Source organism: Brevibacterium sp. Z349TD_9 (assembly GCF_056173565.1).
In genome coordinates this window covers 1,957,180-1,969,587 of the sequence record NZ_CM149680.1, presented here as the reverse complement: position 1 = coordinate 1,969,587, position 12,408 = coordinate 1,957,180, and the positions used below count along the sequence as shown (strand labels likewise).

Below are 12,408 nucleotides of genomic sequence, written 5' to 3'. Positions count from 1 at the left end.
CAGCATTTCGAAGGGCCGGTTGTGCTCGACGCGCAGCTCGTTGTCCTCGTCGATGTAGACCTTCGTGAAGAACGCCTGGTTGCATAGCCGTCGGTTGGTATCGTCGCAGCGGGCGTAGATGTCGGCGCAGTTGGCGAGGAGCCCGAGGGCGTCGTCGAGGTGGGCGCGGGCGTCGGCGTAGTCGCCGAAGTGGGCGTCGATACGTCGGGTCACCTTGTCGAGTTCGGCGAGGATGCGGTCCTGCTCGCGCTTGAGCACGGTCAGCGGGATCGCGTCGGCATAGTGGGCCTGCATGAGTCGGTCTTGCTCGCTTTCGAGCCGGTCGCGGTTGGCCGTGAGACGCGCGAGTTCTTCGGTTTCGGCGGCCATCAGCCGGTCGAACTCGTGGTGGAGCATCCCGGCGAGGGCGTCTTGCTGGGCGGGTGTGATCTGGACGCGGGAGTAGTAGTCCTCGACGAGCTTCTCCACGTCCTCGATGAGCATGGCCTGGCGCGTGCACTCGGTCCGCTTGGAATGCCGGCCGGAGCAGACGAAGTAGCAGTACACGTTGCCGTGGCGGTTCTTCGCGTTGGAGACGATGAGCCGCGACCCGCATTGGCCGCAGTGGATGGTGCCTTTGAGGTAGTGACCGTGAACCTGGGTCGCCTCGACGGCGCACTGGTGCGCGGTGAGCACGGACTGGACCTGGTACCAGACCTCGGCGGGCACGAGCGCGGGGTGGTTCCCCTTGTAGCGGGTGCCCCGGTAGACGACATCGCCTTTGTAGTAGGGGTTGGTGAGGAGCCGGTGCACGGTCGAGACGGCGAGAGCCTTCGCCGCTCGCTTCGGGGTTGGCAGGCTGCGGAGTCCGCGTGAGGTGAGTTCGTCGTGGAGCTGGCTGACGCTCCAGTTCCCGGAGGCGTATGCCTTGAAGGCCCACTCGATCATGGGCGCGCGTTCGGGGTCGAGCTCGATGGTGCGGAGCTCGCGGCCCATCTCGTCGCGCTTGCGGACGTTGAGGTAGCCGATGGGTGCTCGCCCGTTCGTTCCTCCACCGATGGCTTTCTGCGTCATGCCTTTGGTGACTTCGGTGGCGAGGTTGCGGGAGTAGAACTCGGCGATCGTGGACATGATGCCGTGCAGCAGCATGCCCGAGGGCGTCTCGTCGATGTTCTCTGTCGCGGAGACGAGCATGACCCCGCACTGTTGGAGTGCGAGGTGGATGCTCACGTCGTCGGCGCGGTTGCGGGCGAGTCGGTCTACCTTGTGGACGATGCAGTAGGAGACCTTGTTGGCCTTGACGTACTGGATCATCCGCATCAGCTCGCGCCGGTCGGATGACTTGGCGGAGGCTCCTGCGTCGATGAACTCTTCGACGATGCCGGCGCCGAGCTGTTCGGCCTTGCGTCGGGTGGCATCGCGCTGTGCGGGGATCGAGAATCCCTCGTCGGTCCCGCCCTTCTCTGCTTGCTCTCGGGTGGAGACCCGGAGGTAGGACACTGCGACGGCAGCGGTCCGGGGTGGGTCGATCAGGCTGGCTGTTGGATCATCGGCGACGGTGGTCATCGGGGGCTCACTCTCACGCGGTTCGACCCTCGCGCTCCCACTGCGGTGGGATGGGGCGTTGATCGTGAGAGCAGCCGGTGAAGGCTGTAGGGCGAGACCCGATGGTCTCGGTGCGTGTTGCCCGCCAGATGACGAGGTTTGGGCCACAACGCCCCGCGTCGCGAGGCTTGCAAGGTTCATTCTACCGGGCGGCCTCTGAGGCGACCAGGCCATCGGGAGTCGCCCGGTAGGTGTCGGGCACCCGGACCGCTTCGCGGGCGGCTCGGCTCTCGCCTGTCTCCTGCAACGTCAGCCGGATCAGCACTTCGGCGAGCTTGTGCAGGTCGGCGCGGTCGCGATGCACGGCCCGGACGGAGAATGACCGCTCGTCGTAGGAGCGTCGGTCGGTCTTCTTGACATAGCGGCTCATCGGTCTACGGAGCCCCGTCGTCGGCGAGATTGGCGTAGAACTCGTCTTCGGCTTCCTGCCGCTTGCGGACCTGAGCGATCACGAACTCGACGAACTCGCTATCCCGGTCGGTGAACTTCACGTCCTGGATTGCGGGGGCCGGCTCCTCGCCGGGCCAGGCCGCTTGCCGGGTGGGGCGGTCGCGGTCCCCGTGCGTGCCGCAGGCGGTGACCCAATCGCGGAGTCGCTGGCGGGCATCGGCGAAGTCGCGGTGCCAGCCGAGGGGTGCGGACGCGTTCTGCTCGGGGTCGTAGGCAGCCAGCCAGTGCAGGTGGAGCGCCGAGAGTTCCCAGACGAGCTCGGGATGGTGATGCCAGAACGGCGGGATCACGGCGACTTGGAGACCGTAGGTGCGGCGCAGCCAGTCCACCCACCGGTTCAGCGCGAGCCATTCCTGCTCCAGCTCGTGAGCCGTCAGCAGGTTCCAGTTCACCGGATGGGGCGGTTCGGGAATGTCGGCGTTGGTGACGCGGGGCGGCCCGTCGAACACGTCGGGCTCATCCACGTCGGACGGACTAACGGGGACATCTGGCGATGTGGGTTCTTGGTTCTGATCGTTCGTCATGGCCTGGCTCCCGAACTCACATGCTCACCGGCGCGGCCTGGGCCGCGGCGGTCGTCCGTTGCGGCGACTCGTAGGCGGCGGCGTCTCGTCCGGCCGAGTTGCGCGGGGTGCGGTCCACCTCGTAGCGGGTTCGCGCGGCGTCGTGGCCGATCTTCTTGGCGATGAACTCTTCGCCCTCGATCGCCTGGCCGTTGCGCTCGTAATTGACCGGGCGCGTGTAGCCCTCGGCCACGAAGTTGTCGCCCTGGGCGAAGTTCGCGTGCGCATGCTCGGCCGACCGTCCGAACATCACCAGGTGGTGGTAGGTCGTCTCGGTCTGGGTGAACGAGCCGTCTTCCTCCCGGCGGAAGTGCTCCTTGCCGATGCGGGCGAAGAACCTCGCATCGCCCTTGGACGTCTCGGTGAGCAACGGCTCCGAGGCGATGAAGCCTGACAGTGATTCCTGGGTGTGAATGGCCATGATGGCGTCCTCCTGAACTTGGGCGGCCAGCTGCATGTGGTCGCTGTGTCAGGCAGGTGCGCCCCAGCACCCAGAGTCGTCAGGGTGCGGGGCGGCGCAGGAGGACTTCGAGCTCGGCGCGATCGCTGCGGAGTTGCGCGGCATCCTGCCGGCTGGGCCAGGCCCGCAGGTCGGTGACGATGGGTGGTGCGGAGCGGAGCATGGTGATGCCGGTGCCAAACGGCAGCGTGCGAATGCGGTCGGGCGGCAGGATCGGCACGCGGCGGATGGAGCGCTGGTTGGAGCGCGTGCCTCGGTCGCCGAGGGTGATGCTGTCGGTGTACTCGTCTCGCTCGCCGATGAGGGTGGAGAGGTCTTGGAGGTCGCGGCTGTTGGATGCGCCGCCGAGGATGATCTTGACGATGCTGGCGTCCCAGATCGCGCCGGCCTGATGTTCGTTCCACCGGTCGCGGGCTTGGGCGAGCGACTGCAACACGGGCATGGTCGTGATCCCGGTGCCGCCGCCCTCGGCCATGAGCATCGGGAGCGACGGCAGGGGTGCGAGGTTCCCGATCTCATCGAGCGCGAGCAGCAGCGGCGGATCGAGCCTGGCTCCAGGCGAGCGGGCGCCGAGCCTGCGGGCAGTTTCAATGAGGTCCTCGACGAACGCCGCGACCAGCGATGCGGATGCTCCCGCGCCGGCGCCGGTGGCGAGCAGGTAGAGGGTGCCCTGTTCGGTGAGGAAGGTCTCGGGGTCGAACTGCTCGTGCGGGCCAGGTGAAACCGCGTCGAGCACGCGTGGGTCAGCGAGGGCGGTGAGGGCGAGGGAGACGCCTTGCCAGATGCTGTCGCGGGTCTTGGGGTCGGCGTCGATCATCGCTGCCAGTGAGTCGTCCCACCCCATCGCCGCGTTCGGATGTGAGTTGAGGATCGCCACGGCTTCGGACGCAGCCGAGGGGTCGAGGGTCCACCTGAACAGCTCGGCTGGTGGTCGGCCGTCGAGCGCGGCGGCGTGCAGCAGGCTCTGAAGCGCGGTGCGGGTCTTCCCCTCCCAGAAGCCGCCGGACTCGACCCCTCCAGCGCTCAGGCCGGTGGCGGCTGCGAGGCCGTTGGCGCGGATCATCGCGGTCAGCGGCTCGTGGCAGCCGCGAATGGGTGACCAGCGCAGCCCTGCGGGGATGCCTTCGGCGAGGTGTTGGGGGTCGAACACGGCGACCGGCCCGCCCTTGCGGCGGCGGGCGCGGAGGGTGGCGGTGAGGTTGTCGGGCCTGGTGCTGGTGGTGACGACCGCGCCGGGTGCGTCGAGGATCGCGTTGATGACGACGTGCAGACCCTTGCCCGAGCGGGGCGGGCCGATCAGCAGAATCGAGTCCTCGACCGATGCCCATACCTTCGTGCCCCGACTGGCCCCGAGGAGGTAGCCGACATCCTGCGGGGCTGGTGACTCCAAGGAGGGCCGTAGCGTGGCCGCGCGATGAAGCAGTGCCTTCGCGGACGCTGCGGTCTTGACTTCATGGCTGGTCGCGATCCCGGCGAGTCGGTGCGGATCGGTCTCGGCCTTCCTGGTGTGGTGGCGCAGCATGATCCAGACCCAGACGATCCCGGCGGCGAGCCCGCCGAGCATGACCGCACTGACGAGCCAGTACAGGATCGGGTTGAGTCCTTCGGCGCTGAGCGCGGTCGCGGGGTCTGCGGGGTTGAACAGCACCCCGAGCCCCGCAGCCGGGCCGGCGTCGGGTTGTGGCAGGCCGGTGAGGAACGCGGTGACGCTACCGGCTGCGCGCAGCACGAGCGCGATGCCGAACATGCCGATCAGCCCGACGAGGGCGGCGTTGGTGAGTTCGTCGCCCATGCCCCCGGCTTGTCGCTGGTTCATGTCAGCCGCCGCACCGTGAACGTGCCCGAGATACGCCCGAGCAAGATGACTTCCTGCCCAGTGGCGTCGGGGAGTGTGTCGAGGTCGACGAGCGCGCGGGCGTCGCCGGTTCCGGTGGCGTCGGTGTGGGAGACGATTGTCGCGACGGCGACATCCTCACCGGGGACGAACCCGTCGGCGGCGACCTCCATCAAGCGCGGCACCCGGCGTGCGTGACGACTCCGCCGCGTCTCCGGCACCGGCTTCTCCGGCAACGCCACGGCGCGGCGGGGTGTGCGGGGGCGGATGATGTCGGTGAAGACGCTTCCGTCGTTCTCGCGAACTTCGACGCGGACGGCGATGGTGCGGTCCTTGGTGATGGCATCCATGAGCGGTCCGAACGTCGCCCGCGTCCACGCGCTCCCGTCCGGCGACGGGAATGGTGTTCCATCGACCGTCGCGGTGAGGGTGCCGTCTTCGGCGACAGTCACGAGAGCGTGCGGTAACTCGACGGGAGCCGTGGCATCTTCGTCGCTTGGGATGGATCGGCGCGGGCCGGTGAGGTTCATCGGTGGCCTCCTGCGGCGCGGCTGCTGGTGTCGAAGAGTGCGAGTTCGTCGGGGTGGAGTTGGTGTTGGCAGACGAAGCTCCTGGCCTTGATCCGCCACAGGCCTTGGCCGACGCCGAGGTTCGGCAAGAGCTGCTGCTCGGTGCCGGTCAGGCCGAGGGCGGTCGCGGTCGGGCCGAGCTGGTCGGACTCCTGCCGGTACACGATTCGCGTCTCGGCGTTCGCCAGAAGCGAGTTGGACAGGGACCGCATGGCGGAGCCTTGGTCGCCCACGTTGTCGAGGTCGGTGAGCTTGTGGAAGATCAGCATGTTCGCGATTCCGTAGTGCCTGGCAAGTCGCCAGTGCGCATCCATCCGCCGCAGCAGAGCCGGGTGGGACATGAGCCGCCAGGCTTCGTCGTAGATCACCCACCGTTGCCCCCCGTTGGGGTCGAGCAGTGCGGATTCCATCCACGCCGAGGAGCACGTCATCAGCACCGAGATGAGGGTCGAGTTCTCGGTGACCCGTGAGAGGTCGAGTGAGATCATCGGCAACGACGGATCGAATGCGACCGTCGAAGGCCCATCGAACAGACCGGCCAGATCGCCGGCCACGAGGCGGCGCAGCGCATGGCCGACGAGCCTGCCGTCCTCGGCCAACCTGCCGTCGGAATCCGCGCTCGGGGCGAGGATGCGGTCAACGACCATCGGCAAGATCGGTACGTCGTTCTCCCTCACGGTCTGGGTCAGGGCGACGTCAATCGCGGTGTGCTCCAGCGGCGACAAGCCGCGCGCGAGCACGGTCTCCGCGAGCGCGCCGATCAGATCACGCCGCCGGGCCGCTACGGTCGAGGCCCACTGCTCATCCGAGAGTCCGCTGGGCCGGTGGCCTTCATCGAGCGGGTTCAGCCGGGTGTTGAGGCCGTGCCCGAGGACGATGGCTCTGCCGCCGACGGCGTTGGCGACGGCGGTGTGTTCGCCCTTCGGGTCGCCGGGCACGTACACGCGCCGCCCGAACGGCAACGACCGCGTGTAGAGCGACTTGGCCAGCGAGGACTTGCCGGAGCCGACGATCCCGGCCAGCACCACGTTGGGCGCGGTGATGATACCGCGCGCGTAGAGCACCCACGGGTCGTAGACGAAACTCCCGCCCGAGTAGAGGTCTTGGCCGACGAACACGCCGTCGGCACCAAGCCCACCCTCGGCGACGAACGGGTACGCGCCCGCCAGTGTCGCCGACGTGTCCTGGTGCCGCGTCAGATGGAACCGGCCCGGGGTGCGAAGTCGAGCAGGGCCAGGCTCGCCGGCCGTTGGTAGGTAGATCGTGGCGCGGCGCTCGGCCCGCTCGCCCTCGGCCTTCGCCTTCGCTGCGGCGAGCGTGGTCCTTCGCTGCTCGGCGTGGAGGCGGGCTTCGGCTTTGCGGCGCTGCTTGCGGAGTTTGCGCCGTTCCTTCGATGGTGCCACTAGGACAGCGGTGTGCAGCCGTGCGCGATCCTCGGTCACCGCGCCAGCCCCCGCGCCTGCTTGACAGCCGTGATCTTGGCCGGCTCGAACCACGACCCATCCCGCTTCGCCGTCGGCAGATCGGCCCATTCCGGGGCGCCCGGCGACGAGTACGACACCAGCAGCTCCGGCGCGCTCTGTACCGGAGCGGGCTCGACCTGCCCGACGTCCTCGGGCTCTGCCTCCGGTGCGGTGTAGCGGCGCAAGAGGGAGACGTAGCCGACGTGCGGGTTGACGACCAGCGCGTAGTCGCCCGAGATCATCACCCGGTCGTTGGTGCCCTCGCCGGGCTCGTCGTAGACGTAGCCGTTCTCCAGCGCAGCCTGCGTGGTCTCGTCGCCGTAGTCCCACTGCGCGAGGTAGTCCACCGCATCGACATGTCCCAGCTCGCCGAGGATGCGCAACGGCCTGTCGGCCTCGTCACCCTGGAGGAACACCACGTTGGCCCACCTCGACGGCGCGGCCTCCTCGACGGCGGGGTCGGGGTGCCATACGATCCTGCCGGCCGCGATGAAACCCTCGGCGAGCCGGTCGTAGGCCCGGTCGACGAGGTTCGCCGCCTGGCGCAACTCCTCCGCAGCAGCCAACGCGTCCCGCCCCCCGGCCTCATGGCTCCCGTCGTCGTTGAACGCATGCGCTGCCTTGCGCTCATGAACATCGGCGATCTGGTCGAGCACCTGCCGCAACGACCGCATCCCCGACGAGAGGTCACCGATCACCCCATACATCTGCGCGGGCTGAACGAAGGCCCGGCTCGCGTGAGCCAACCCCCGCAGCGCCTCGGACGCCTCAGCAGCGTCGGCAGTCGAATCGAAGAACGTGGGCATGGTCGGCCTCCTCGGGAGTCGTGTGATGAGGAGGTGCGCTGCCTAGCACCCCGGCGCTGTCGGAGGCGGCTGACATACTTGATGGAGGCGTCGGAGGGAGGCACACGGCAGTCACCGGCGAGAAGGAGAGCCCACATGGACGACGCGCGCGACGAGTCCGGTAGCGACGAGGCTATTGGCGGGCAGGCCGAGGAAGATGGGCAGATCAGGTCCGACGCGCTTGAACTCGCGACGTCCACGACCCTCGTCGAGGTGACACCAGGTGTCGCAGTCGTATTCGGCGAAGTCCCCGACGGGCTTGAACTCATCAGCCTCGACATGGTGCCTTCCTTTGACCGCGCTCAGCTCTCCACCGCTCTTGGCTCCCTCGGCAACGCAGGCACCATCGTCGGAGACGTTGCGGAAGCTGTATCGAGCGCGCAAGGCCTCTTCCGCGTCAACGACGCCACGCTGTCCCTGCTCAAGAGCGGCGGCCAGATGGCAGCAAAGGACGGCGCCAAGCTCGGGGCGATCTTCAAGAACGGCGAACTGGTCGCCCAGGCGCGTTTCATCCCCGCTTCAATGACAGCCGCTACAGCGATCGCAGCCATCGGGCCGGCCGTCGCCATGATCGCGCTCCAGATGCAGCTCGGCGAGATTTCCGGCCTCGTCCGCTCCAACATCCAGCTCACGACGCAGACGCTCAAGGCCATCCGAAACGAGCAATGGGCAGAGCTTGAAGGACTGGCGGAGTCCGTCGATGAGGCAGTCAAGGAGACCCGCGAACTCGACGCCATCACAGACTCTGTCTGGGAGCCCATCGCTCCCAGCGGCCCCAACATCCGCAAGCAACTGAAGCTGTACCGCAAGAACGTGGCAGGCCACGTTCAGGAACTCGGGAAGGTGGAGGGTCGCGCTCGCCGTCAGTACCTCGAATCCAACGCCGAAGCAATCGTCTTCGATACCTACGCGCTGCTCAGCTCGCTGAAGACCCACGCGGAGTACCAGGCTGTCCGGGCTGCCCTCGCCAGAACACGAAGGACCAATGACGACAGCGAAGCGCAGCTCTTCGACCGGATCGTCCGGAACACGCCCGCCGAGATCAACGAGTCGCTCTCCGAAATCCGCGCGTTGACCGAGTCACTCGTGCGTGAGTTGAGGATCATCGCGGAGCTCCCCGGTCGCGCTACCGTGCCTCTCACGAAGAAGCGGAAGGATGCAAAGGCGTCTCAGCTCACGTGCAGGCAGCTCCTCGAAGCCATCGAGCCTTTGGCCGACATGCTCCAACCAGCAGTCGAGATGCCAGCAGTGCCGGCCACGGTGTGCGCACCCGAGGGGCTCGATCTTGATCCCTATCTGCACGTGCTTCGGTGGTTCCTGGAGGACGGTGAACAACTCCGCAGCATTGCGTTCCCGTACGAGACCGGCGCACACAACCTCACAGGAGTGGTGCCAGTGCTCCTGGCCAAGCGTGTCGATACGGCCTGGGACGCGCTCGCCCCCGGAAGGGCCGGCGCGATGGCCGAAATGCTCACGTCCAGCACCTTCGTCGCGGTGACAGACCTTCGAATCGTCACCGCGACACCGAAGGCGCTTCTACGTCGTGGCGAGCTCGGCACCACGTACCCACTCGATGAGGTGAAGTACGTGCGTCCGAGAACGAATCACGGAGAGCGAGTGCGGCCAACCATCGGCGTCACTACAGAACGAAGTGATGTCCAGTGGATGTTCCCTGCTGACGCCGACCACGAGAGCATCGATGCCCTGGTGACTGTGATCGCAGATGGCGCTTCTGGTCGCACCGAAGCTCCGGCTGCCATTGCCTCTGCTGCTGAGTTGCCGTCCGCGTAGCCTCTACACCTTGCGACAGAGCGGTAGCGCGGCGGCAGTGAACGCGGCGGCTTGCTGCCCGACGAGGAGCCGGGTCTCGCAGGATGCTTGGATCGCGGCTTGCTCGATGGCGGCGACTGCGGCGTCGAGTTCTTCCACGGTGGGTGCAGAGACGGCGATCAGGCCGGTGTAGCGCAGGATGCCGTGGCCGGCGGTGAGGTCGGCTTCCTGCTGGAGCACGTCGTGGTACTCGGCGGTCTGGGAGGCGTCGTCGATCTGGCCGATCTTCGCGCGCTGGACTTGGTCTGAGATGTACTCGACCTTCTTCTTGCGGATGTCCCGGGCGGCCTGGTCGGAGCGCATCGGTGTGCAGATCAGCGAGAACGACCGCTGGATGCCGGTGGACAGCAGTACCGGCGACAGAAACCCCGGATACACCAGCGACCGCGGCCACTCGCTGACCCAGAGCACCGCGTGGTGAGCGGAGTCGGTGCGCAACCTGCCCCAGGTCTCGGTGACCGCAACCGGCCCCGCGGTCGCGAGGGACTGGCCGAGCCTGCCGTGGCGTTCCAGGGTGGCGGCGATGGCCGGGTCGTAGGCCGAGCGCAGCATCACCGCGATCTGCCCTGGTGTCAGCCACCCCGAGGGCGAGAGGTCGGCGGAGCGCAGCGCGGCGACGAGTGTGTTCATTTCCTGCCGCAGCACGGCGGCAGCACCGCGCATCCCGGCGCCCGCGGTCCTGATCTGCCGAGCGCTGGTCTTCATGTCCAGCGACAGCGAGAGCGTGGTGGCGTGGCGCTCGCCGGCGGGTCCGGCGCGTTCGATGAGTTCGGCGTAGGTGTCGGCCGCCCATGATCCGTCTGGGGTGCCGTGGGTAGCCCACCATTCTGCGAGTCCGGTGCCGGAGTCTGGGAGGGTGCGTTCGAGGACTTGCAACGTGGCGATCCGCCCGGAGCGGCAGACGGTGGCCAGCACGCGGCCCCAGGAGCTGACGCGGCGTTCCTGCTCGCCGGGATCGAGGAGCACGAACGCGGGATGCGTGACCTCGCACACCACGGTCAACGTGGCGGCGTGGGGGTCGTGGATCATCCCCGCTCCGGTGTCGGGGTCGGTGTACTCGCGCAGTCGCGCCATGTCGCCGGGCAGTGCGAGGGTGCCGACGGGGCGCGGGACGACGATCCTGCGCCGGTACAGCAGTTGTCCGCCGGTGGTACGCCACAGCCACCAGCAGGCGATGGGCAGCCACTCCACGATCGGCCGGCCCGCGATCGGTATCCAAGTCAGCGCGGCGGCGAGTACCCAGATCGGGGCACTGTAGGCGAGCAGCATCCCACCTCCGGCGTAGAACGCGCCGATGAGGGTGGCTCCGCCGATGGCGAGGGTGATGAGCTGGGTCAGCGAAAGGCCGAGGAGGACACCGCGGCGGGTGAGGCGGGAGAACTTCACCGGCACGAGTTCACCCGCAGTGGGCCGGTCGTGGTTCGTGCTGCTCATCATCTACTCCTTTGGTGGGCGTGGCGCGGGCGGCGGGGGCTGCTTCGGCGGCGGTGACGGGTCGGTGCTCGGCGGTCGTGGTGCCGAGACTGACGGCGGTGCCGCAGGTGAGGCGGCGGGCGGTGGCGTTGTCTGCGCGGCTGCGTCGGCGGCGTGCTCACCCTGGGCTCCCAGCGCCGTTCCGGCCTTCGGCCCGGCGGTCGCGGCACCCTTGGCGACACTCGCCCCGACCACCACCCCTGCGGCCACGGGACCGGCTGCGGCCGCGCCGCCGCTCGCTGCGGCACCTCCACCAGCCGCGCCTCCGCCGCTCGCGGCGGGTGCCGGTGCCGGGGTCTTCGGCGGTGGCGGTGCGCTGCTTCCTCCGCCGGAGCCTCCGCCCGCGCTCCCGCCGCCGGTTCCGTCGAGCACCTTCTTCGGATCGCCGCCGCCCTGCGGCTTGGTCGGGACGGGGATCGGGCGGTTGAGGGCGCTCTTGGCGTCCTGCTCGGAACCGATCGCGTGGTACATGTCGAACCCGACGAACGCGATGAACTTGTACGTGAGATACGGGGCGAACGCGGCCATCGCCATCAGCACGATCCCCGCGATGGGATCACTTACCGAGGCGAGGTCGGCGTCGATCGGTGCGGAGACCTGGGTGATCGCGACGAGGAACATCACGACGAGCACGAGCTTGGAGCAGATCAGCGCGACGACGAACATCGCCCACTTCCCGATCCAGCCTCGCGAGGCGTCCCACGAGGCACCAGAGAAGGCGAGCGGCGCGAACGCGACCGCGACCAGCAGGAGTGCTTTCCTGACGAGGAGGGAGAGCCACACGATCGCGGCGGCGGTGATCGCGAGGCCAGCCATGAAGATCGTGATGATGGCACCGACGCCGGGAGCGGCGATGTTGATCCCGACCAGCCCTGCGGCGAGGAGGGCGATCTTGTCGCCCATCGACTCGGTGGTCTCTCCGGCGGCCTGCACAATCCCGATGCACAGCTGGTCGACGACTTCCAGCAGCAGCGCCGTCAGCGTGATGACGACGAACGACCCGAGGACGGACTTCGCCAGCCCGAGCGCGGCGCGGGTCAGGGCGGTGGGGTCGCGTCGGATCAGCCCGGTGATGAGTTGGAGGCAGAAGAAGATCAGCATCACGAAGACCGCGATGCCGAACAGCAGGTTGTAGACGGCGATGTAGCCGGGCTTGGTGACATCCACCAGCGTCGTGGTGTCGAAGACCGACCAGACCGCCTCGAACAGCCACCCTGCGGCGGCACCCATCGCCTGCGCGAGCCAGTCGAACGGGGCCGCGACCACAGACGCGGCTCCTTCGCCGACGGCATCGCACACCGAGGAGATCACGGGAACGTCGCACACGCCCATCACGA

Annotated in this window: 10 protein-coding genes and 1 pseudogene; 1 reads left to right on the top strand and 10 read right to left on the bottom strand. The window is 68.0% G+C overall.

The features are described from left to right. Positions 1 to 501: 501 nt before the first annotated feature. The 8 genes and pseudogenes from AC0VYB_RS09205 to AC0VYB_RS09170 form a co-directional block, all read right to left on the bottom strand. Positions 502 to 1,545: pseudogene (locus AC0VYB_RS09205) on the bottom strand (recombinase family protein); the annotation flags it as partial. A gap of 181 nt (positions 1,546 to 1,726) precedes the next feature. Beyond that, the gene (locus tag AC0VYB_RS09200) at positions 1,727 to 1,954 is read right to left on the bottom strand and encodes a hypothetical protein (protein ID WP_259801163.1); all 228 of its coding nucleotides are present in this window, start codon (positions 1,952 to 1,954) and stop codon (positions 1,727 to 1,729) included. A 4-nt stretch (positions 1,955 to 1,958) separates the two neighbouring features. Then, positions 1,959 to 2,558 carry a hypothetical protein gene (locus tag AC0VYB_RS09195; RefSeq protein ID WP_409048306.1) on the bottom strand — a complete coding sequence of 200 codons (600 nt, stop codon included), beginning with the start codon at positions 2,556 to 2,558 and terminating at the stop codon, positions 1,959 to 1,961. Positions 2,559 to 2,574: 16 nt separating this feature from the next. Next, on the bottom strand, positions 2,575 to 3,018 hold the full coding sequence (locus tag AC0VYB_RS09190; protein ID WP_259801165.1) for a single-stranded DNA-binding protein: 444 nt from the start codon (positions 3,016 to 3,018) through the stop codon (positions 2,575 to 2,577). A gap of 79 nt (positions 3,019 to 3,097) precedes the next feature. Beyond that, positions 3,098 to 4,873 (bottom strand): TraM recognition domain-containing protein, encoded by a 1,776-nt coding sequence (locus tag AC0VYB_RS09185; RefSeq protein ID WP_259801161.1) that lies wholly within the window; start codon positions 4,871 to 4,873, stop codon positions 3,098 to 3,100. Beyond that, positions 4,870 to 5,421: a hypothetical protein gene (locus AC0VYB_RS09180; RefSeq protein WP_259801160.1), complete on the bottom strand. Its 552-nt coding sequence runs from the start codon at positions 5,419 to 5,421 to the stop codon at positions 4,870 to 4,872. The genes AC0VYB_RS09185 and AC0VYB_RS09180 overlap by 4 nt, the downstream gene beginning before the upstream one ends. Then, entirely contained in the window at positions 5,418 to 6,902 is a 1,485-nt protein-coding gene (locus tag AC0VYB_RS09175; RefSeq protein WP_259801159.1) for an ATP-binding protein, read from the bottom strand. Before AC0VYB_RS09175 ends, AC0VYB_RS09180 begins: the two co-directional genes overlap by 4 nt. Further along, complete coding sequence (locus AC0VYB_RS09170) at positions 6,899 to 7,729, bottom strand: hypothetical protein (protein WP_409048309.1); 831 nt, start codon at positions 7,727 to 7,729, stop codon at positions 6,899 to 6,901. Before AC0VYB_RS09170 ends, AC0VYB_RS09175 begins: the two co-directional genes overlap by 4 nt. Before the next feature lie 135 nt (positions 7,730 to 7,864). On the opposite strand from AC0VYB_RS09170, the gene AC0VYB_RS09165 reads away from it, so the two are divergent. Further along, entirely contained in the window at positions 7,865 to 9,559 is a 1,695-nt protein-coding gene (locus tag AC0VYB_RS09165) for a hypothetical protein (protein ID WP_259801157.1), read from the top strand. Positions 9,560 to 9,562: 3 nt separating this feature from the next. Here the strand turns inward: AC0VYB_RS09165 and AC0VYB_RS09160 are convergent, their stop codons facing one another. Both AC0VYB_RS09160 and AC0VYB_RS09155 read right to left on the bottom strand, forming a co-directional pair. Next, positions 9,563 to 11,032: a PrgI family protein gene (locus AC0VYB_RS09160; protein WP_475384655.1), complete on the bottom strand. Its 1,470-nt coding sequence runs from the start codon at positions 11,030 to 11,032 to the stop codon at positions 9,563 to 9,565. A gap of 3 nt (positions 11,033 to 11,035) precedes the next feature. Continuing rightward, positions 11,036 to 12,403 carry a conjugal transfer protein TrbL gene (locus AC0VYB_RS09155; RefSeq protein ID WP_475384654.1) on the bottom strand — a complete coding sequence of 456 codons (1,368 nt, stop codon included), beginning with the start codon at positions 12,401 to 12,403 and terminating at the stop codon, positions 11,036 to 11,038. Positions 12,404 to 12,408: the final 5 nt, after the last annotated feature.